This window comes from Psychrobacter piechaudii (assembly GCF_900162825.1).
Taxonomy (GTDB): Bacteria; Pseudomonadota; Gammaproteobacteria; order Pseudomonadales; family Moraxellaceae; genus Psychrobacter; species Psychrobacter piechaudii.
Genome location: NZ_FUGE01000049.1, coordinates 1 through 20,659, shown reverse-complemented (window position 1 = coordinate 20,659; position 20,659 = coordinate 1). Strand labels below are relative to the sequence as shown.

Genomic DNA, 20,659 nt, shown 5'->3' with positions numbered 1-20,659 from the left:
TTTTAAAGACTTAAAATTAAGATAATCTGTTGCCCAATGAAGCTCACGGTCTGTGAGCTTTTAGGGCAATACCACGTTAACCACTTTCCAGCCCAACAACCCTTCGCGCTGCATCTCTAATGTTAACGGATAACCCTTTACTTGACCTGAGATAGTGAAGCAGTTCATACCGCAATAAGACAGCTTAGGTTGGGCGCTGTCCTCCCCACTTTCCACATGATTTTGCAGCTCATTAGCTTGCTGCTTCATGACCTGTTGCGTCTGATTTTGGATAACCGCTTGAATATCACCGCGCTGGATAATCAGGTCTTGCACCAGCTGTTTTAGATCCACTTTATTACTAGCAATGGCCCAAGCGGCTGCCAACTCCTTGGTGGCTTGATTGGCTTGGCCTTGGGTATCAATTAGAGCACTTATATTATCCGCAGTAACCGCTTTATTCACGGATTGAACAATGAAGTCATCGGCAGCTTGCACCAAGGCATCACCGCCCAATTGGGCTACCAAAGGATACTGCTGCAAAGTGTTGCTGAATTTGGTGGTTAATTGATTTTGAATATTGGGCTGCAGCTGATCAAAATTTATATGGCTGACTAGAGCGGCACCGTCATTGGCATCATAAGCTTTTTTCAGCTGATAAGCCGTGTAGTAAGGGGATCCGGCGAACAAGGCGACGGCCACAATGAGCAAAGTTATTAAGAAGAATTTTAATGATTTCATAAAGTGAAGTCGCTAACTGTGCCAAATTATAAGGATAATGCGGTGATTTTAGCACAACCGCTTGATAATTGAGGTGTTTGTCACCATTAAACAGGCAAAGTATTATTTAATTTTTTGATTTATTTAAATCCTTTGTGGGTTATAACGAATTTAATGCCAACGGTTACCGTGAATGACTATGTTTCACGTGAAACCTATTGGGCATATTGATAGGAGCCTCCATGAGTAAGCGAGATTTTTACGAAGTTTTAGGCGTTGATAGAAACGCAGATGAACGTGAGATTAAAAGGGCCTACCGTAAGCTGGCCATGAAGTACCACCCTGACCGTAACTCTGATGATCCAGATGCTGAAGAAAAATTCAAAGAAGCCTCAATGGCTTATGAAGTGTTAAATGATAAAGACAAACGGGCAGCTTATGATCGTATGGGGCATGCCGCGTTTGAGAACGGTATGGGCGGTGGCGGCTTCGGCGGTGCTGGTGCCGGTAACTTCCAAGACATCTTTGGCGATATCTTCGGTAACTTCGGTGACATCTTTGGTCAGTCTCGTGGGGGCGGTCGTCAACGTCGTGGCTCAGACTTACGTTACGTCATTGAGCTTACTTTAGAAGAGGCGGTACGTGGCTGCAAAAAAGAAATCAGCTTTACCGCTCCTGCTCATTGTGAAACTTGTGATGGTAAAGGCGCCAAGAACTCCTCTGATATTCAAACCTGTAGCACCTGTGGCGGCCATGGCCAAGTGCGTATGCAGCAAGGTTTCTTTGCAGTACAGCAGACTTGTCCAAACTGTGGCGGTACCGGCCAAGAGATCAAGAACCCATGTAATGACTGTCATGGTAGCGGCGTAAAAGACAAATCACGCACCTTAGAAGTTTCTATTCCAGCTGGGGTAGATGATGGCGACAGAGTACGCTTAGCCGGGGAAGGTGAAGCCGGTGGGGCAGGTGTTGAAAATGGCGACTTATACGTTGAAGTTCGTGTCAAAGAGCACCCAGTATTCAAGCGTCAAGGCGCAGACCTGTATATGGATGTACCGGTTAGTATCACTGATGCCGCCCTAGGTAAAGAAGTGGAAATCCCAACCCTAGATGGTAAAGTGAAGGTTAAAGTGGCAGAGGGTACCCAAAGCGGTAAACTATTGCGTGTGCGTGGTAAAGGGGTGAATCCAGTTCGCACTACCATGAAGGGTGATTTAATTTGCCGCATCATGGTAGAAACGCCAGTGAACTTAACCCGTGAACAAAAAGATCTATTGCGTCAGTTCCAAGACACGTTAGATGGCGACAGCAAGCACCATCAGTCACCTAAGAAAAAATCTTTTTTCGAAAAGCTAGGCGATTTATTTGACTAATAACAACAACAATTGAGGAGGAGCAGTCTGCCTCTATTTCAAATAAAGCCAGCTTGATGATAAGCCTTTCGATTCACAACGATTCGGGAGGCTTTTTTAGGTAATAAATAAAATTTTAGGGCCACAAAGCAGATTTCAAGGTTAACAAATTCAGCGGACTCTGCAATCGTGCTATTATTATTCATCGGATTAATTTGGTTATCGTAAATAGCACTGAACTAAGGAAAATAAAAAATGACAGACTCAAGCTCAACGCCTATTAAAGTAGGCATCATTGGCGCTGGCGGACGTATGGGACGGATGTTGATTGAAGCGGTCACCCAAAATCCGCAGACTCAATTAGCCGCTGCTATCGAGCGTAGTGGCTCTAGTTTGGTGGGTGTCGATGCTGGCGAGTTGGTGGGCTTAGATAAAAATGGGGTGGCTTTAAGTGATAACTTAGAGGCTGAACTCAGTAAAATCGATGTGTTGATCGACTTTAGTCTGCCAGACTCTACCGAGAAGAACGTACAGCTGTGTGCTCAGCATAAGGTAGCTATGGTTATCGGTACCACAGGGCTAAGTGAGGCTCAGCAGCAAGCTTTAGACAGCGCTTGTGAGCAAATCCCAGTGGTGTATGCAGGCAACTACTCAACTGGGGTTAATGTGTCGTTAAAACTGATTGAAATGGCGGCCAAAGCTTTTGGGGATACCGCAGACATCGAGGTGATAGAGTCGCATCATAAGCACAAGGTAGACGCCCCTTCAGGGACAGCATTTATGATGGCCAATGCCGCCGCGGAAGCCCGAGGTCAGAACCTAAAAGAAGTGGCCATTTATGGCCGTGAAGGACAGACTGGTGAGCGTAAGCCAGGTTCGATTGGTATTCATGCCATCCGTGGTGGTGAAATTATTGGCGACCACAGTGTGATGTTGATTGCAGATGGCGAGATGGTAGAGATTAAGCACCATGCTCGTGAGCGTATGACCTTTGCTGCAGGAGCGGTACGGGCTTCGACTTGGATTGTCAGTCAACCAGCAGGGCGTTATGACATGCAAGATGTCCTGGGCTTAAAGTAGTCAAAAACAGCTCAAAAAAACACCCTTTGGCCAGTGGCGAAAGGGTGTTTTTTTATAAGATTAGGTTGAAAATATCATCAATCAGACAAGTTAAGCTTTTGACTTCTCAAGCTGTTTTTCACGGGCTTTGAGGTATTTGCGTACTTTATCACGAGCCCGAGTTTGTTTTAAGCTCGAGAGGTAATCCACAAAAAGAACCCCATTCAAATGGTCCATCTCGTGTTGAATGCACACTGCCAATAAGCCTTCTGCGATTTCTTCAAAGGCATTGCCCTCACCATCTAAAGCTTCGATTTTTACTTTAACGGGGCGCTCTACTGAATCGTAAACATCGGGCACAGACAAGCAGCCTTCTTCATACGGCTTTTTGTCTTCGACCAAAGGGGTAATCTTGGGGTTAATAAACACCCGTGGTGAGTCATTATTTTCAGACAAATCCATAACGATAAGCTGAATGTGACGGTCAACCTGGGTGGCGGCCAGTCCAATACCTTTGGCATCGTACATGGTCTCAATCATATCCGCGATGAGCTGTTTGATATCGGCATCAACGGTTTTGACCGGCTCGGCAATGGTACGCAGACGAGGATCTGGATAACTCAAAATAGGTAATATAGCCATAGGAAATCACATAGGTGTCAATTAAAATTAAATTAGTATATTTAGCTATTATACCTAACTAAATGAGGGGTGAAGAGATAAATATCAAGGGGTTAAGGGCAAAAAAAGCGGACTTATCACTAAGTCCGCTAAGGTAAAACCGGGCGTAATGCCCTAAATACGTTTTATAATTGGCCAACTATTAACCCGTAATAGCTGTCCCTTTATTAAGCTTAGGAATCAAGCTTAAGAGGTTTTACTAACAATCAGTTCATAGATGAACAGTAGGATAATAGCCCCAATTACTGAGAAGGCCAGACCAATAAAGTTACCATCACTGGTTACTCCAATGGCACTTGCGATAAAACCACCCACGAAAGAACCGGCTATACCTAAAACAATGGTCATAATCCAACCCATCGCATCATTACCTGGTTTGATAGCTCGTGCTAATAGGCCTGCAACTAGACCAATAATAATTGTCCAAATCATGACTTACTTTCCTTAAATTATACTGTTAAAGACTTTTTATTTGTCTTGAAAATATTGTAACTAGGATTGTAATCAATATTGGTAAGGACTGGTAAGGCGAAATTGTTAACCATGTACTGGCTCTGTGATAAATACTAGCAAATTGAAAAGAAGTAGCTATATTTGGTTAACTGATTGTAAAGTGAAGACAAATTTTTATGACGTCTTATCGTTTAAAACTCAAATGCTATCAAACCAAAATGCTATCAAACTAAAATCTGGACCTAAATAAAAAGCCCCCTAACTTTTATAAAACAGTTAGGGGGTTTTCTTTAGCTTTTAGAGTATTAGCTAAATAACTATTATTTTGACGCAGTTTTTGCAGTTTCTAGGGCAGCTAATAAGCGTTGATGAATGCCTTCAAAGCCACCATTTGACATGATAATTACCGCATCGTCTTTACCCGCTTGACCCAGCTGAGGGACTAGATGGTCAATGATGGCTTGCGTATCATTCATCACGTACTGTTTGTTGCTGATATTGGTGGCATCACCCACCACCTCAGTTAGACCCCACTCTAATCCGGCAGGCTCATACCAGATAACTTCATCCGCCAGTTGCGCAGAAGCCGCTAAGCTGTCTTTGTGAATCCCAAGCTTCATGGTATTACTACGGGGCTCAATAATGGCCCAAATTTTGGCAGCTTTAAGTTTCTTTTTGGCACCATCTAAGGTAGTGGTGATCGCTGTGGGGTGGTGGGCAAAGTCATCAAATACTTGGACTTTGGTAGCAGTAGAAAGCTGTAGATCGGCAATCAATTCCATACGGCGCTTAATGCCTGAGAATTGAGACAAGGCTTCGCAGGCTTGTTCTACACTGATACCGATATTGAAGGCAGCGGCGACGGCAACCATAGCGTTTTCCACGTTATGACGACCGCTCATGCCCCAATGTACTGTGCCACTGAATTGCTTGCCATTTTCAGTATCATGGTAGTGGACCTTGAATTCACTGCCATCTTCTGCAATCAGCTCGGCTTGCCAAGTACAGTCAGTATTTCTATCTGCTTGAGCGCTATCTGTGATTTCAGTACGCCAGATAGGGGTCCAACAGCCTTTCTCAATAGTAGCCTCAAGACTAGGGGTGTTGCCCGGCATGATGATTTGACCGCTACTTGGAATCATACGAATCATATGATGGAACTGGGTCTGAATGGCCTCTAAATCCTTGAAGATGTCGGCATGGTCAAACTCAAGGTTGTTTAAAATAGCGGTGCGAGGACGGTAATGAACAAATTTTGAGCGCTTATCGAAGAAGGCTGAATCGTACTCATCGGCTTCAATAACGAAGTAGCCACGTTCGCCTTGAACGTTTTTATCCGCCCCCAAGTAGCTACTATGAGCAAAAGCTTGAGTCAATTTCTCATCTTCACTATCGACCAAAGGCACGCCTCCGATCAAGAACCCAGCATCAATACCACAGTAGTGTAGTACCCAGGCCAACATAGTGGTGGTCGTGGTCTTACCATGAGTTCCGGCAACTGCCAATACGTGACGGTGCTGTAAGACATGCTCTGACAAAAACTGAGGACCTGAAGTATAAGGGATGCCCTCATCCAGCATATATTCTACTGCCTCAATCCCGCGTTTCATCGCGTTGCCCACGATAACCAAGTCAGGCGCAGGCTGTAAGTGGCTGGCATGATACCCTTCTTGGATAGTAATTCCAGCGCGTTCAAGTTGAGTGGACATCGGCGGATAAATGTTTGCATCTGATCCCGTGACGGTATGACCCAGGTCACGAGCCAATAATGCCAGTGAGCCCATAAATGTGCCACAGATACCTAAAATATGAACGTGCATGCTACCTCTTATTTTTATCTACGTAAATGAAAATGGGAAAGCCAGCTTTAGGGTCACGGCTTTAGTAACTATAGCCTTTATTAAGGGCCTAAACGATTAAACGATTTTATTTTTTATAATGCGCCATAAAACCAGTAGGTTAACCAAAATTAAAGCACTAAACAAGATAAGGGCTTGCTCTGGGATAGAGAGTCCTAAGAAGCGCCAGCTGATTTCAGCACATTCCCCTGAGCCAGACAGTACTTGGTTGATCACCTGCTTCATGGGCAAAGCTTCTAGCCAGTAGTCTAGGCCTGGGCCACATGAAGGCACCTGATCAGGCGGTAAATGCTGTAGCCATACATGACGCGCGGCCACACCTGCCGACCAAAGGATACCGGCCATTGACCCTAACCACAATAACAGCTGTATGGCTTTGGTTTTCGGGTTGCCAATGGCAGCAATGAGAGCGAAGACCCCCATTACCATCAGCCCAATCCGTTGGAAGACACACAGTGGGCAAGGCTCAAGACCCTTATAGTTTTGCAAAAACAAAATGGCGAAAGCCATGCCGATGACAGCAAATAAAACCAAAATAGAATTAAGAGCACGGTAAGTTAGCAAACGGGCCATGCAGGGTGTTCCTTGGCAATAGTTAATAGTAAAAATGTCCAAACTTTAATGACAGTGACAGCCAAGCCGTTGTAATAATTATCAGGACAAAGGGTTAGCGGTATTGCTGGATATAATCATAGAAGTCTTGGGTGTCGTTTTTCTCAAGATCTTGCTGCTGTATCCAAGATTTCTCTGCCAATACCTCATATCTTGCCTGAGTATTTGGGCTTAAAGAGCTGCGCATAATAGACTCACGATGCTGCAAGGCTAGGGCATGACCAAGACTCCAGGTGCTGCCAAGCTTCTCAGTATCAGCCAATACTTGAGCGGACAAGGTCGCATCTGGATAGACCGCTTTACCTAACATCAGGGTCACTGCAACGCGGTAATGATTACCACCATATTCGGTGTCTAGCAGGGTGGCCAGAGGTAACATGGCTTCTAAATGCTTTCTCATCCACTCACTGAGCGCCACTTCGCCCTCAGGAGTTTTAATGGTTAAGCCCGGTTCACGACCATTATTGACCACTCTTTCCACGTTTTCTGCCAAAAGATCATCTTCTTCTGGCAATAAATCAGGGGAGTCCGCTAATAGACAATAAAGCGCCAACACCTCTAAGAAACAGGCAGTTGATACTCGGATACCAATATCGCTATAAGGATCAAGGTCAACGGCTCTAAACTCAACGTAAGCGATGCCGCGGGCTTCTAAGGCATGACGTGGGGTTTCTTCTGACTCTGCAATTTGCTTCGGACGGATAGGGCTATAGTACTCATTCTCAATCTGCAAGATATGGTCATTGATCTGAATCGGATTGCCCTGCTCATCATCTAAGCCAAGCTCACTAAAGCCTGAGAATGGAGTGTTGATGGCTTTACGTAATCCAGCGACATATTCCGGCAGATTGTTATAACGAATATCCAGCTGGTCTTGGACGCTGTTGGTATAGCCAAGCTTACTCATACGTAGGCTGGTAGCTTTTGGTTTGTAGTAAGTGGTTTTATTCATCAGCTCTAAGTCATGCTCGCGTCCGGTAAGGAAGCAAGGACACACTGAAGGACTGGCGCCTGTTAAGTACAACACCAAGCTGCTCATGCGCTTAAAGTTACGGATAAGGCCTAAATACTTGATGTTTTTGAATTCAGTTAACGACTCTGCCTGCTCTGGTTCGGGCAAGCTGTCTCGCCAAGCTGTGAATAAGTCATCGCCAAAAGATAAGTTGTAATGCAGTCCAGCAATGGTTTGCATTCGGCGGCCATAGCGAATGCCTAGACCGCTACGGTATAAGGTTTTTAGACGGCCCACGTTAGAGCTGCCGTATTCTGCCAAAGGAATGTCATTATCATCAGAGGACAACATGCAAGGCATGGACAGCGGCCACATCAGCTCTCCCTCTTCAAGGGATTGATACACTAAGACATGCAGCTCACGTAGCATGTTTAGGGTCTCGGCCACTGTTGGCTTTGGAGAGGTAATAAGCTCTAGCAGGCTTTCAGAATAGTCGGTAGTAATGTAGGGGTGAGTTAACTTTGAGCCTAGTGATTCAGGATGCGGGGTTTGGGCCAAAAAGCCATCCGACTGCATTCTTAGTCCTTCTTTTTCGATACCTCGCAGCATGCTTGATAGATGCTTGCTGGAGAGCCAAGAAGGAATAAGTGAGGTGCGGTTTGGGTTAATTGAATTGTCGGTTACATCAGTCATACTATATCTCAAAATCAAATAAGTACCCCACGACTCATTAATTTAGATCAATTAACAAAGTTTAGGTGGGATAAAGTAGTTTTTATAGGCGTAATTGAGCCACTTATATATCGATTTAGTGTAGCTTAAACCTATTAAAAAATCATGCGCGTTTTACAAATGACAGCCAAACAACAGCCAAATGACCGCCAAAAGCTAGGTCAATACTCATCGAAACCTCAATAGAGTAAGAGCTGTAACAGTAAAAGCTGTAAGTTTTTCTAAAATTTAATAAAAAAATAACCGCTACAATATAAACTAGAGCTTGTAGCGGCTATGATAATACTTTTTATTACTGTCACGGGTGTTTATTACTGTAATGGGGTTACCACCCATGGATTGTTTAGATAGAGAATGAAGAGCCACAGCCACAAGTGGTTGTCGCATTAGGGTTGGTCACCACAAAGCGGGCGCCTTCTAGTCCTTCTGTATAATCTACCGTTGAGCCTTGCAGGTATTGATAACTGAGTGAGTCTACCAATAAAGTAACATCCTCGTTTTCAAAACTGGCGTCATCCTCGCCTTCTTCTTCAGCGAAGTTAAAGCCATAGGAAAACCCCGAACAGCCGCCACCGGTGACATACACTCGTAGCATAAGGTTTTGATCGCCTTCTTCTTCACGTAATTTGCGAACTTTATTCGCCGCACTGTCAGTTAGGGTAATGGTAGTCATAGTATCCTCGTAAAGTGTAAAACTTCACTTAACGTAAAATCAAAATCTGGTTTAATACTGTATCCGACAAGAAAGAAACTGTTTTTCTGAAGACGGTTTGTTATAAAGGTAACTTACGATAAAGATGAGGGTAAATTTTTTACAAGGGGCGTGCTTCAACAACAGATTACTTTTATCTAGACCCTTAAAAGGTCCTGTATTGTACTGATTTTACGATTATTTAAATAATTAGTCATTCAGTATAACATAATGAGGCATAATGCTTGATTTTCAATGCCTCTTAGCAGATAAACTGTGTTTTTTTTTGCAAATTTTGAATGAGCCCCATTGTAAGCCATAAGCTGTCTATTCCGCTTAGCATTAACCAAAAAGTGATTAATATCCATGATTGAATTTAACAAAGTCAGTGTCCGCCGCGATGGCAGAATCTTATTTTCAGACGCCACCTTTCAGATCCACCCCGGTCAAAAGGTGGGATTAACCGGTAATAATGGGACCGGGAAGTCCACCCTATTTGGGGTGATTCTGACCTATATGGGGGAGCAGACCACTGATGAGTTAACCGTGGATGCCGGTAATATTAGCATTCCCAGTGGTTGGGAAGTGGCGCACATGGCCCAGGAAGTTGAAGGCAGTAGTCAACCCGCCATCGATTACGTATTAAGCGGTGATAAAGAGTGGTACCAGCTGAATCAAAAAATGATGGCGCCAGACAGTTTAAGCGATGCCGAGATTGCCCAACTGTATCAACGCTTTGATGACATCGATGGCTATCGCACTCCCACCACAGCGGCGCAGATTATGGCCGGTCTGGGATTTCAGCCCAACCAACACGAGCTGCCGGTGAATGATTTCTCTGGGGGCTGGCGTATGCGTCTAAACTTGGCGAAAACCTTGATGAGCCGCGCCGATTTGCTGTTGCTCGATGAGCCCACCAACCACTTGGATTTAGATGCTATCTTGTGGCTAGAAGAGTGGATTGCTAAATTTGATGGCACGGTCCTGCTCATTTCGCATGACCAAACCTTCTTGGATGCCACCATCAGCTATATTCTCCATGTCGAAAACCAGCGTTTGACCTTGTATACCGGTAACTATTCGCAGTTTGTGCGTACCCGTAGTGAGCGTCTGGCACAGCAACAGCAAGCTTACGAAAAACAAGAGACCACCCGTGCGCATTTAGAAGACTTCGTGCGCCGCTTCCGTGCCAAAGCTTCTAAAGCCAAGCAAGCGCAAAGCCGCTTAAAGCAGCTAGAGCGTATGGCGGATCTCTCTCCGGTCATGGCAGACAACCCCTTTACCTTCCAGTTTTATGAGCCCAACCACATGAGCTCGCCTCTGATTTCGCTGAAGTCAGCTGACATTGGCTACAGTGAGACACCAATCTTAAGGGACGCCAGCTTGCAGATTACCCCCGATACCCGTATTGGTCTATTGGGGATGAACGGGGCCGGTAAATCCACCTTAATTAAAGCTTTGGTCGGAGAGCTTGAACCGCTGACGGGCAGTTATAAGGTTTCAGACACGCTAAATATCGCCTACTTTAACCAGCATCAAATGGACAGCTTGGACGCCGAAGCCACGCCGATGATTATGATGCGACGTATCGCTGGCAAGACCTCTGACGCTGATCTGCGTTCCTTTTTGGGCAGTTTTGATTTCCGCGGTGATCGCATTGATACCCCAAGCAAGCTTTTTTCAGGCGGTGAGCGGGCGCGTCTGACCTTGGCATTAATCGTGTGGCAAAAGCCAAACGTATTGGTACTAGATGAGCCCACCAACCACTTGGACTTGCAAATGCGTCAAGCATTGACGATGGCGCTTCAAGGGTTTGCGGGGGCAGTGGTACTGGTATCGCATGACCGTGAACTTATTGCCAACGTCTGTGATGAGCTGTATCTGGTACATGATGGCAAGCTACAAGAGTTTGAAGGCGATGTCTCAGACTATGGCAAATGGTTGTCTGAGCAGCGTAAATCAGATGCCAAAGAAGCAGCCAAAGAATCTCGTGATGCCAAGGCGAGCGCTAATCAAGCCGCTAAGCAAGCTGAAGAAGACAGAAAAGCAGCAGAAGCCAAAGCGAAGGCAGAAGAGCCACAGCTTAGCAAAGAAGAGCGCCGTAAATTAGCGGCAGAGCAGCGTAAGCTAACGGCGCCAATTAGAAAGCGTATTGAGCAAGCTGAGAAAAAACTAGATAAAGTGGTGGCTGGTTTGGCAGATTTAGAATTAAAGCTGGCCGATACCACGCTGTATGAGGAAACTCGTAAAGACGAGCTGTTAACTCTACTCGATGAGCAGGCTTCCTTACAGCAGCAACAAGCCGAGCTTGAGGAGCAGATGCTGATGGCCATGACCGAACTTGAGCAGTATGAACCGTAAGATTAGCGTGATAAAGTGGTGGGGCTCTCTGGCTATAAAATCAATAAACTTGGCTTGATGGACGGTGAAATAGTCATTAACAGCCCTTATATATAACCCTAAGAGCTGGTTTTTTAGATTAAAACGCTTAAAAGGATAATAATAATGGCAGAAAAAAGTTTTTATGACGTTTTAGGGGTCAGTAAAGATGCCTCAGAAAACGATATTAAAAAGGCTTACCGTAAGTTGGTGCGTAAATACCATCCCGATGTTAGCAAAGCCAAAGATGCGGATGAAAAAATCGCAGAAATTAACAATGCTTATGAGACCTTACGTGACCCTGAGAAGCGGGCACAGTATGATGCGATGCAGGCCAATCCTTTCGCAGGAGCGGGTGGTTTCGGAGGCTCAGGTGGCTTTGGCGGTGCAGGCGGAAAAGGGGGCTTTAGATGGGAAGATATCAAAGATCAGTTTGGCGAAGGGGCCCCATTTGGCAGTGGCAGCTTCCGCTTTGATGACATCTTCTCAGCCTTCGGCGCCGGCAGAGGCGGGGCTAAGTCCTCTCGTCAATCGGCGCAATCTGGCTTTGAGGGCTATGACCATTTTGGTGATGCGTTTCAACAAGCAGGGCCTACCCCTGGTCAAGATCAACATGCAGAGATTAGCGTCAGTTTAGACTCCGTCTATAAGGGCGATGACTACAGTATTAAATTAAATGTGCCTACCCGTCAGCCAGACGGGACCGTAAGTCATGAACAAAAAACCCTGAAGATTAAAATCCCTAAAGGCATCACCGAAGGCAAGCAAATTCGCCTAAGTGGTCAAGGCGCAGCCAGCTATGCAGGGGGTAAAAATGGGGATTTGTTCTTAAAGGTAATGATTCAGCATGATGACAATATTCGCTTAGAAGGCACAGATGTCTATCAAACGGTCAATATTACTCCTTGGGAAGCGGCGCTAGGGGAGAAGATTAATGTCAGCACCCCAGCCGGGACTTTTGGGGTTAACATTCCTAAAAATAGTAAGTCAGGGAGTCACTTAAGGGTTAAGGGCAAAGGTATCCCAGCCAAGCAAGCAGGAGACTTATACCTTACCTTAAATATTGTTAACCCAGAGGTTAGTACCGAAGCGCAGCAGCAAGCTTATGAGGCCTTAAAGCAAAGCTTCGCTGACATCACGATAAAGCGCTAAAAATATAACTATAAGAGGGACGGTTATCATGAAACATTCTAATGAATTTAACGATATTATCATGACCTTAGATGAGCTCGTTGCCGCTTGTGGTGCCGAGCGTAGCTGGGTAATGGCGTTAATAGAAGAAAATGTCATCGAATATGATGTGCCAGAAACCCAACAATTTACCGGTTATCAGTTGGCGACAGTGCGCCGAGCCTCGCGCTTAAGTCGTGATTTTGATGCCAGTATTCCAGCCATTGGGCTGATTTTAGAGCTGTTAGAGGAAGTCGAGCAGCTGCGTCAGTTTAAGCGTCAGCAGCAAGCCTCAATGCAGTCTGTGCATACCATTGAGGTCGAAATAAAGTCGCAGTAATGAAATTTATGGTTTGGCTAAATTGTTACTACTAACTATTTTAGAACGAGATAGATTACCAAAAAAAGAGGCCCCAACAGTGTTGGGGCCTCTTTTTTAATGTTAATTATCTTATTAGGTTTGTTTAGCGCTTAAGCGGTTTTGCTTTTCATAACGGGGTCAGCGGCTGCAGTGAATAGCACGTCGGTTGACGAGTTAAGCGCTGTTTCTGCCGAGTCTTGGACCACACCGATGATAAAGCCAATGGCCACAACTTGCATTGCAATATCATTAGGGATGTTAAATAAGCTACAAGCCAGTGGGATAAGTAGCAAAGATCCCCCGGCCACCCCTGAAGCACCCGTAGCAGCGATGGTAGCGACCACACTAAGTAATAAAGCCGAACCAAAATCGACTGGAATACCCAAAGTATGGGCAGCAGCTAAAGTTAATACGTTAATGGTGATGGCAGCACCCGCCATATTAATCGTCGCCCCCAGAGGTAGGGTCACTGAATAAGTGTCTTCATGTAAGCCCAACTTTTTGGCTAAGTTCATGTTGACCGGAATGTTCGCCGCTGATGAGCGGGTAAAGAACGCAGTAATCCCTGACTCACGCAAGCAAGTAAATACCAGAGGATACGGGTTTTTACGGATACTAAAGGCCACAATAATAGGGTTAACGACTAAGGCAATGAACAGCATGGAGCCCAGCAGGACCGCCAGTAGACGGCCATAGCTTGCTAAGGCTTCAAAGCCTGTTTCAGCAATGGTATTGGCCACTAAGCCTAAGATACCGATAGGGGCAAAGGCAATAACGAAGCGTACCACATTAGAGATGGCCTCTGATAAGTCAGCAACCATAGTACGGGTGGTGGCAGAAGCTTTACGTAGCGCAAAACCAATTATTAGCGCCCAAGCCAAAATACCCATATAGTTGGCACTGGCGATGGCATTAACTGGGTTGTCTACTAAGTTCATAAGTAGCGTGGTCAACACTTCTTTTAACCCTGAAGGAGGGGTTTGATCAGCAACCGCTTCAATGGTGTTTAGGCCAATAAGCTCGGTTGGGAAGGCGAAACTTGCTACCACAGCGGTTAAGGCGGCCAAGAAAGTGCCGAAGATGTACATGATCAACACAGGTTTCACATGAACTTGGCTTTGACCTTGGTGCTGACTGACTGCCGCCATGACCAAGATGAATACCAAAATAGGCGCCACAGCCTTTAGCGCACCCACAAATAAGGTACCAAGTAAGCCTAACGCGATACCCACTGAAGGCAATAACCAACCTATTAAGATACCAATTACTAGCCCAATAATAATTAGAGGCACCAAGCCGATGCGCTGGTACATGTCAATAAGGGCTCTCATAAGCTCTCCAAATAAATGCTAACTCAAATAAATCAGCACGAAAATAAAAAAAATAAAAGCATACCGGGCACAAGCCTAGCGCCCATGCCTAAATATCTTTAGGGTATATGATTTGATTGAGAAATAGAGTTTTAAGAGCCATTGACAGTAAAATTATAGTAAACGTTGCTCCGCTAAGCTCTATCACATAATCAGATTATGCCCTGATTATACAAAACTTGAACTGGTCTGCAACAGATAACTATAAATTGCTTTTAATAATAAGCACAAAAAAACCAGCTAATGGCCGCTAACGCTCTAAGGCTATACAGAAAATAGAGTCAGCAATATCAGGATTAAGCAATAAGAGGATTAAGCAATAAGAGGATTAAGTAATAGCAGCATTCACTAACAGAGAGTTAATTAATAGGATAGTAGATAAGCTCAAAGCCTAAGTCGCGATAGGCTCGGTATTTATCACGGCCTTGTTGCTTACTGACTTTATCAGGAGTGATGATTTCCAAGACCCGCTCAGGCAACGTCCCATTTTTGGATAAAGCAAGGGCAGTCGGAGCCAGATTTAGAACCACGCCATCGAAATTTGGGGGAAATGAAGAGAGGAGGGTTACAGGGGCAGAAAGTTTTTCTGCAGTGACTTGATTATCAGTAATAAGAGCATGTGGAATAAAGCTGGTGGCATCAAAAGACCATAATTGCTCGTCTAATGCCTGAAGTCGATCCGTTTGATCGTCAACGATGACTAAGCTGTGTTCGCTTTTATTCAACACGGTCTGGGTCAATCGACACACAAAGTTCAGCACCGCCTCAGCATCAACGGCTGAGGCGGTGCTTACTGCGGTGGCGTCTTGTTGCATATAACGCTCACCGAGGACATAAAAACTAATTTGCATAAGTAGCTTTTATACGTCTAGCAGTCAGATTACTGCTGAGACATATTTTTTAGGTACTGCATGAATAAAGGAACAGGACGGCCTGTTGCGCCTTTTTCTTTACCTGAGTTCCAAGCAGTGCCTGCGATGTCTAAGTGAGCCCATGCTTGACCCTCTTCGATGAAGCGAGACAAGAAGCAAGCTGCCGTTACTGCACCAGCGGCGCGGCCACCAATGTTTTGGATATCGGCAATAGGAGAGTCCAACTGGCTTTGATATTCATCATCAAGAGGCATGTGCCAGATTAGGTCACCTGATTGATCACTGGCGTTTTCTAGTTCAAATAATACGTCTTCATCGTTACTGAATACCGCTGAACGCACATGGCCTAAGGCAATCACACAAGCGCCTGTTAAAGTCGCCACATCGATGATGGCACGTGGGTTATAACGCTGAACGTAGCATAGTGTATCGGCTAGAACCAAACGTCCTTCGGCATCGGTATTTAGAATTTCAACGCTCTTACCGTTCATCGCTTTTACGATATCACCTGGGCGAGTTGCTTCCCCTGAAGGCATATTCTCAGCACAAGCTAAGGCGCCCACTACGTTAATAGGCAGACGCGCTTCACATAAAGCTTTCATAGTACCTAATACAGAAGCTGAACCGCCCATGTCGAATTTCATCTCATCCATCGCCGCACCTGGCTTGATTGAGATACCGCCTGAGTCAAAGGTTACGCCTTTACCCACTAATACGATAGGAGCGTCAAAGGCTTCTTCTACCGATTCAACATCGGCTTGTGATTTTTTAGCTTTGGCAGCTTTTTTCGGCAACTTGTCGGCCACAGCCTTGATATTGTTGGCTAAGGTATCTGCAAAGCTGTTTGAGCTGGTAGTGGTAATGGCTTGGTTTTGGCCTTGGTACTCAAGGATAACCAATTGACCCTCACGTACAGAGCCGCGAGACACTGACAAGAAGCAGTTCATGCCCAGCTCTTCCATTTCGCTTTCGCCCAATACCGTCACCTTCAATAGGTCAGGATAGGCTTTGGCCAGCGCTTTGGCTTGGTCTGCCATATAGACTGGGAAGCAAATGTTACCTGGCTCATTGGCCACATCACGGGCCAAAGATTGACCACTGTGAACCGCTGCCACATAGTCAATAGTCGCTTGCTCAACGCTGGCTGAAACCAAAGTGACTTCAGAAAGTTTAGGCTCAGTGGTTTCAGACTTATATTTGTCAAAACGGTAGCTGGCGTTTAGTAATTCTAAGGCCAGTTGCTGTAGGCTTTCATCAGATAGATCATCTCCGATAGCCACGGCTAAGTTGGTCACGCGCTTCTGAGTATTCTTATAAAGCGCAGTCGCAATCTTTTGGATAGAAGCTGAGTTAATTTTCTCAGGTTTGCCCACGCCCACTAATAAAAGTTGTAACGGTGCTTTTTTGGCATCAGCTGTCAGAGCAAAGTCTGCTACCGTTTCACCCAGCTTACCACTGAAGTCAGAAACAGCTATTAAATCTTCGATACGTTGCTGATAAGCTTCTAAGCCTTTGAAGTTGCCTATTAGGTTGGCTTCGTCATCTACCAACACGGCCAAACAATGGCTTTGGATATCTTTGTTAGCGGGCGCCTTTTTTAGTAGTTTTTTTGAGGCCAGCTTTGGTAAAGTTTTAGATACTGAAAGAGTTAAGCTCATAATCATTCCTATGTGTTATGTGATGAGTTTGTTTTTATAGTGTGTTTTGACAGTGACTCAGGGCTTTAGAAAATGCTTTGGGTAAGCAGCTTTAGCCATAACCCTAAGCATTACTGTTGTTTTAATTTTAGAGTTATTAAGGGCATCAACCCATAATGGTTAATGAGGATAGCTGTTTGTCTGGCTCACGATGATATAGGCACTGAGCCTATCGCATAGTCTAACATATTGGCCTAGATTATGGGCAGATAGAGGACTATTGCCCCTCTAAAAACGTCAGAACCATGCTAGGATAGATAGACCTTATGCGCCTGACTTTATGGGTTTTAGTTACCCTCTAAAGTCCACTGATAAATTAACGTCATTTTTTTATATTGAGTCTGGATTTATTGTTGATCTAGCCTAGATTTGAGCCTAGCCATTATAGCGACTATCCCCATTATGGGTGTTAAGATTATAATAGAGCTTGGTTGTCAGTGTTTTATTGCCAAACGATACTCTGTGACCCATTGATGTATGTGCTTTGTTAATGAAGCCCAATATATTTCCTAATTTCTAGCATAATCCTTTATGATTTGCTGAAATAATGGCGGTCATAATAGCTCCCTTTAGCTATGGCTGTCTTATTTATAGCTGTATACGGGGTTAAACCGTTGTTTCATTCCTCTAATCTAATTTGAGTTTGCCTGTGATTTTACGCCGATACATGACCCGACAAGTTGCCTCAACGACCGCCTTGGTGTTGGGGTTTTTGGTGGTATTACTACTGGGCGGAAGAATGATCCGCTACTTTGGTATTGCCGCTGAAGGGCGCCTTGATGTGGGTTTGTTGTTTGCCATTATTGGCTATAACCTGCCTTACTTCTTAGAGCTGGTCTTGCCTCTGTCCTTTTTTATCGGGTTGATGTTGGTATTTGGTCGACTGTATGTGGACCAAGAAATGGCCGTGTTGAATGGCAGTGGCATCTCACGAGGTCATTTGGCCCGATTAATGATTCCCTTCATTTTATTATTGTTTGTTTTAGAGGCAGGCTTGTCTTTATACGGCAAACCTTGGGGAGTTAGAAATTCTGACAATATCTGGCAGCAGCAGTCATTAAGCAGTGCTTTTGATTTGATTCGTCCCCAGTCTTTTATTAGCAGTAACGACTACCACCTATACGTGGGGAGCATGAACGAAGATCGCACCGAGTTGCAAGATGTGATACTGGTGCAAACCGGAAGTCAAAGTGAGGGGGCAAAATCTAACCCGCCTAGTGTTAGCGAAACCGCTGTCGATGAGACACAGGGTGCCCAGGCCGAGGCGCCTACTTTATCTCCTAAAGCAGATAAAACCATCACTGAATTGACTAAGCCGGTTGCCTCAGCAGCTTCAAAAGAAGCGAATGATCCCAGTAAAGCTGAGCGGGATGTGATTGTGTTGGCAAAACGAGCGGTACAAGTCGTGGGAAGTGATCAAGCGGATACCACCCAACTAGATCTATTCCAAGGCCGACGTTATGAAGTGGGGGCGGACAGCTTGGTGTATAACCAAGTGAGTTTTGAGCGTTACCGCATCAGTATCAACCAACCGCCAAGAGACATTATTACCGATGATAATGTCACCACTCAAAGCTTACCGGTATTGTGGCAAGCTGCTACCGGTCAAGCAGCGCCAGTCATTGACCTAAACGCAGCGTCAACAGACAAAGCGCCAGTGACCACTCAAAAGCCTGATCAGCAACAAATCCTAGCGGCTCAAGCAGAGCTTGGCTATCGATTATCTTTGCCTTGGTTGATTATTTTGGCACCGATGTTGGCGGTTCCTCTAGCTCAAGTTAGGCCTAGACAGGGGCGTTGGTTAAGGCTGCTACCGGCAATTATTATCTATGCTAGCTGTGCCTTGGTTATTATTTCGCTGAAAAACTCAGTAACTAAAGGCTCTGTCTCTGTTTGGAGTTATCCTTTGGCTATTATCAGTTTTATGGTGTTGGCACTCTATCTTAACTGGGCGAGTCGAATTCATCACAGGGTACGTTTCAGACTCGGTCAACACAAGTTGGCTACTAATTCTAATAATACTTTTGATAATGGAGGCCGATCATGAATCCTATGAAGTCTGGCGACTCCAAAACCTTAACTGGCGTAAACTCCGGCAAGATTATCTCGCGCTATGTCAAAAAAAATGCCCTATTTGCCATGTTATTTGCGGTGATAGGGTTGTGGGCACTGCAGATTATCTTTGCCTATTTGGCAGAATTAGAAGACATCTCGGACAGCTATACCTACTTTGAGGCTTTGACCTATATTTTTTATAAATCGCCCTATTTTTTAGAGCAGTTTACCCCCACGGGCGCCTTATTAGGGGCTGTGGTTGGCTTGGGCTTATTGGCCAATAACTCTGAGCTTATTGTGATGAGGGCGGCCGGATTAAGCATTAATCGTATTGTCAGCTGGGTGTTACAGCCCGCGTTCATATTCGTCATATTGGCGCTGGCAATTAACCAATATGTCTTGCCTGAGTCTAATTTAAAAGCGAACCAAATTCGCAAGCCTGATACCGCTTTACTTGCTTCGGTCAATGGCTACTGGACCTTACAAAATGCCCCTGCTGTCGGTGAAAAGGCGCAGCAAGAAGGTATGGGTCACAATATCATCTATATCGACTATGCAGATGCCAATGGCAATATCGGTAAAGTAAAGCGCTGGCATATGGATGAAAATAATAATTTAACGGCGGTATCTAAAGCGTCGGGCGGCATCTATCTGCCTAAGGCCAATGAGCAAACTCAAGCCAGCTTGCAAGATCTGACCAAAGCAGAAAAAGAGCTGATTAACTATCAGTGGAAGTTAGAAGATGTTACCACTTTAAAACTGGCAGAACGAGCGGCCATTACCCAATCTGAAGAGATTGAACCCACAAAAGACGCATCTGAGGCAGAGAGCAGTACCGAATCGAGCCAGGCAGTTTCGAGTAACGTCAGACAGTCACAGGAAATCGTGTTAAATAATGAGCCTTTGATGTCCAAACAGAATCAAGCCGATGATGTGATTAATCTGCCGATATCGCCCAGCTCAGTGTATTTATTGACCCGTCGCGCTGAAGATTTGTCCCTGACTCAATTGTATGACCATAAGCGTTTTAATGCTTCGCAAGGCACCCGCTCATTAGAGCATGAAGTGGCTTTTTGGCAAAAACTGCTATCGCCGTTTGCTATTTTATCGCTAGTGATTGTGGCCTGTTCTTTTGTATTCGGCTCACTGCGCACGCATAGCTTGGGCCTGCGTATTGTGGTGGCTTTAATCTTTGGTTTGCTGTTTAGCTATATCCAAGATTTAACCAGCTTTGTGGCCTTAGCCACTGGGGCATCACCGTTATTGATGGTATTGTTGCCCATCATTGGCAGCGCGGCCTTGGGCTTTTATTTGATTAAACGTCAGGGTTAAATTCAGGGCTAATACCAATTCCACAAAATAATATACAATATAATCAACTCAAAAACATAATAGAATCATATGCCGAAAAAGACCCCTAGAAATCATAAACTCACAGACCACGATTTTCTGCAATTATCTAAAACAGAAGGCAAGGCCAGAGCGCGAATCAGACTACTCATGATGCATCAACTGAGTCAAGGTCATCCTATAGCGACCGTAGCAGAGAACTTTGGCTACAATCCTAGAAGCGTCTATACCATAAGAAGGAAATACTGGTTGCATGGTATCACTAGTGTCTATGACGCAGCTGGCAGAGGCAGAAAGAGTCTTTTAGCAGAAAAA

At 44.9% G+C, this 20,659-nt stretch carries 18 protein-coding genes; 8 read left to right on the top strand and 10 right to left on the bottom strand.

What is annotated here, in order from left to right; genetic code table 11:
• Nucleotides 1-60: 60 nt before the first annotated feature.
• Nucleotides 61-720 carry a DUF2939 domain-containing protein gene (locus A1019T_RS01600; protein WP_077450128.1) on the bottom strand — a complete coding sequence of 220 codons (660 nt, stop codon included), beginning with the start codon at nucleotides 718-720 and terminating at the stop codon, nucleotides 61-63.
• A 221-nt stretch (nucleotides 721-941) separates the two neighbouring features.
• On the opposite strand from A1019T_RS01600, the gene dnaJ reads away from it, so the two are divergent.
• The gene (gene dnaJ / locus A1019T_RS01595; RefSeq protein ID WP_077450127.1) at nucleotides 942-2,072 is read left to right on the top strand and encodes a molecular chaperone DnaJ; all 1,131 of its coding nucleotides are present in this window, start codon (nucleotides 942-944) and stop codon (nucleotides 2,070-2,072) included.
• A gap of 234 nt (nucleotides 2,073-2,306) precedes the next feature.
• On the top strand, nucleotides 2,307-3,131 hold the full coding sequence (gene dapB, locus A1019T_RS01590; RefSeq protein ID WP_077450126.1) for a 4-hydroxy-tetrahydrodipicolinate reductase: 825 nt from the start codon (nucleotides 2,307-2,309) through the stop codon (nucleotides 3,129-3,131).
• A gap of 90 nt (nucleotides 3,132-3,221) precedes the next feature.
• On the opposite strand, the gene def is transcribed toward dapB, so the two are convergent.
• The 6 genes from def to erpA all read right to left on the bottom strand — a co-directional run bounded on the left by def (nucleotide 3,222) and on the right by erpA (nucleotide 9,072).
• On the bottom strand, nucleotides 3,222-3,752 hold the full coding sequence (gene def / locus A1019T_RS01585; protein ID WP_077450125.1) for a peptide deformylase: 531 nt from the start codon (nucleotides 3,750-3,752) through the stop codon (nucleotides 3,222-3,224).
• Between the two features lie 225 nt (nucleotides 3,753-3,977).
• Nucleotides 3,978-4,223 (bottom strand): GlsB/YeaQ/YmgE family stress response membrane protein, encoded by a 246-nt coding sequence (locus A1019T_RS01580; protein WP_077450124.1) that lies wholly within the window; start codon nucleotides 4,221-4,223, stop codon nucleotides 3,978-3,980.
• Nucleotides 4,224-4,564: 341 nt separating this feature from the next.
• Nucleotides 4,565-6,064 (bottom strand): UDP-N-acetylmuramate:L-alanyl-gamma-D-glutamyl-meso-diaminopimelate ligase, encoded by a 1,500-nt coding sequence (gene mpl, locus A1019T_RS01575; protein WP_077450123.1) that lies wholly within the window; start codon nucleotides 6,062-6,064, stop codon nucleotides 4,565-4,567.
• Between the two features lie 96 nt (nucleotides 6,065-6,160).
• Complete coding sequence (locus A1019T_RS01570; RefSeq protein ID WP_077450122.1) at nucleotides 6,161-6,676, bottom strand: disulfide bond formation protein B; 516 nt, start codon at nucleotides 6,674-6,676, stop codon at nucleotides 6,161-6,163.
• A 94-nt stretch (nucleotides 6,677-6,770) separates the two neighbouring features.
• Nucleotides 6,771-8,360, bottom strand: coding sequence for a glutamate--cysteine ligase (gene gshA, locus A1019T_RS01565; RefSeq protein ID WP_077450121.1), 1,590 nt, complete (start codon nucleotides 8,358-8,360; stop codon nucleotides 6,771-6,773).
• Between the two features lie 382 nt (nucleotides 8,361-8,742).
• Entirely contained in the window at nucleotides 8,743-9,072 is a 330-nt protein-coding gene (gene erpA / locus A1019T_RS01560) for an iron-sulfur cluster insertion protein ErpA (protein ID WP_077450120.1), read from the bottom strand.
• A 384-nt stretch (nucleotides 9,073-9,456) separates the two neighbouring features.
• Between erpA and A1019T_RS01555 the strand changes: the two genes are divergently transcribed.
• The 3 genes from A1019T_RS01555 to A1019T_RS01545 all read left to right on the top strand — a co-directional run bounded on the left by A1019T_RS01555 (nucleotide 9,457) and on the right by A1019T_RS01545 (nucleotide 12,979).
• Complete coding sequence (locus tag A1019T_RS01555) at nucleotides 9,457-11,451, top strand: ABC-F family ATP-binding cassette domain-containing protein (protein WP_077450119.1); 1,995 nt, start codon at nucleotides 9,457-9,459, stop codon at nucleotides 11,449-11,451.
• A gap of 144 nt (nucleotides 11,452-11,595) precedes the next feature.
• Nucleotides 11,596-12,621, top strand: a complete 1,026-nt coding sequence (locus A1019T_RS01550; RefSeq protein WP_077450118.1) for a DnaJ C-terminal domain-containing protein — start codon at nucleotides 11,596-11,598, stop codon at nucleotides 12,619-12,621.
• A 28-nt stretch (nucleotides 12,622-12,649) separates the two neighbouring features.
• The gene (locus A1019T_RS01545; RefSeq protein ID WP_077450117.1) at nucleotides 12,650-12,979 is read left to right on the top strand and encodes a chaperone modulator CbpM; all 330 of its coding nucleotides are present in this window, start codon (nucleotides 12,650-12,652) and stop codon (nucleotides 12,977-12,979) included.
• Between the two features lie 131 nt (nucleotides 12,980-13,110).
• On the opposite strand, the gene sstT is transcribed toward A1019T_RS01545, so the two are convergent.
• From sstT to A1019T_RS01530, 3 genes are all read right to left on the bottom strand, one after another.
• A complete protein-coding gene (gene sstT / locus A1019T_RS01540) occupies nucleotides 13,111-14,331 on the bottom strand; it encodes a serine/threonine transporter SstT (RefSeq protein ID WP_077450116.1) in 1,221 nt (406 codons plus the stop codon).
• A 398-nt stretch (nucleotides 14,332-14,729) separates the two neighbouring features.
• Nucleotides 14,730-15,221: a DNA polymerase III subunit chi gene (locus tag A1019T_RS01535; RefSeq protein ID WP_077450115.1), complete on the bottom strand. Its 492-nt coding sequence runs from the start codon at nucleotides 15,219-15,221 to the stop codon at nucleotides 14,730-14,732.
• Between the two features lie 29 nt (nucleotides 15,222-15,250).
• Nucleotides 15,251-16,900: a leucyl aminopeptidase gene (locus A1019T_RS01530; protein WP_077450114.1), complete on the bottom strand. Its 1,650-nt coding sequence runs from the start codon at nucleotides 16,898-16,900 to the stop codon at nucleotides 15,251-15,253.
• 706 nt (nucleotides 16,901-17,606) lie between these two features.
• Here A1019T_RS01530 and A1019T_RS01525 point away from each other — a divergent pair.
• From A1019T_RS01525 to A1019T_RS01515, 3 genes are all read left to right on the top strand, one after another.
• Entirely contained in the window at nucleotides 17,607-18,986 is a 1,380-nt protein-coding gene (locus A1019T_RS01525; protein ID WP_077450113.1) for an LptF/LptG family permease, read from the top strand.
• Complete coding sequence (locus A1019T_RS01520) at nucleotides 18,983-20,326, top strand: LptF/LptG family permease (protein ID WP_077450112.1); 1,344 nt, start codon at nucleotides 18,983-18,985, stop codon at nucleotides 20,324-20,326. Before A1019T_RS01525 ends, A1019T_RS01520 begins: the two co-directional genes overlap by 4 nt.
• A 69-nt stretch (nucleotides 20,327-20,395) precedes the next feature.
• A partial coding sequence (locus A1019T_RS01515; RefSeq protein ID WP_143514060.1) for a helix-turn-helix domain-containing protein occupies nucleotides 20,396-20,659 on the top strand: 264 nt, incomplete at its 3' end.

What these genes read in the sequence shown, in the direction of transcription:
- dapB (WP_077450126.1), top strand. Translation starts at nt 2,307, where the DNA reads ATGACAGACTCAAGCTCAACGCCTATTAAAGTAGGCATCATTGGCGCT.
- A1019T_RS01530 (WP_077450114.1), bottom strand. Translation starts at nt 16,900, where the DNA reads ATGAGCTTAACTCTTTCAGTATCTAAAACTTTACCAAAGCTGGCCTCA.
- dnaJ (WP_077450127.1), top strand. Translation starts at nt 942, where the DNA reads ATGAGTAAGCGAGATTTTTACGAAGTTTTAGGCGTTGATAGAAACGCA.
- mpl (WP_077450123.1), bottom strand. Translation starts at nt 6,064, where the DNA reads ATGCACGTTCATATTTTAGGTATCTGTGGCACATTTATGGGCTCACTG.
- A1019T_RS01580 (WP_077450124.1), bottom strand. Translation starts at nt 4,223, where the DNA reads ATGATTTGGACAATTATTATTGGTCTAGTTGCAGGCCTATTAGCACGA.
- gshA (WP_077450121.1), bottom strand. Translation starts at nt 8,360, where the DNA reads ATGACTGATGTAACCGACAATTCAATTAACCCAAACCGCACCTCACTT.
- A1019T_RS01600 (WP_077450128.1), bottom strand. Translation starts at nt 720, where the DNA reads ATGAAATCATTAAAATTCTTCTTAATAACTTTGCTCATTGTGGCCGTC.
- erpA (WP_077450120.1), bottom strand. Translation starts at nt 9,072, where the DNA reads ATGACTACCATTACCCTAACTGACAGTGCGGCGAATAAAGTTCGCAAA.
- sstT (WP_077450116.1), bottom strand. Translation starts at nt 14,331, where the DNA reads ATGAGAGCCCTTATTGACATGTACCAGCGCATCGGCTTGGTGCCTCTA.
- A1019T_RS01520 (WP_077450112.1), top strand. Translation starts at nt 18,983, where the DNA reads ATGAATCCTATGAAGTCTGGCGACTCCAAAACCTTAACTGGCGTAAAC.
- A1019T_RS01555 (WP_077450119.1), top strand. Translation starts at nt 9,457, where the DNA reads ATGATTGAATTTAACAAAGTCAGTGTCCGCCGCGATGGCAGAATCTTA.
- A1019T_RS01535 (WP_077450115.1), bottom strand. Translation starts at nt 15,221, where the DNA reads ATGCAAATTAGTTTTTATGTCCTCGGTGAGCGTTATATGCAACAAGAC.
- A1019T_RS01570 (WP_077450122.1), bottom strand. Translation starts at nt 6,676, where the DNA reads ATGGCCCGTTTGCTAACTTACCGTGCTCTTAATTCTATTTTGGTTTTA.
- A1019T_RS01525 (WP_077450113.1), top strand. Translation starts at nt 17,607, where the DNA reads ATGACCCGACAAGTTGCCTCAACGACCGCCTTGGTGTTGGGGTTTTTG.
- A1019T_RS01545 (WP_077450117.1), top strand. Translation starts at nt 12,650, where the DNA reads ATGAAACATTCTAATGAATTTAACGATATTATCATGACCTTAGATGAG.
- A1019T_RS01550 (WP_077450118.1), top strand. Translation starts at nt 11,596, where the DNA reads ATGGCAGAAAAAAGTTTTTATGACGTTTTAGGGGTCAGTAAAGATGCC.
- def (WP_077450125.1), bottom strand. Translation starts at nt 3,752, where the DNA reads ATGGCTATATTACCTATTTTGAGTTATCCAGATCCTCGTCTGCGTACC.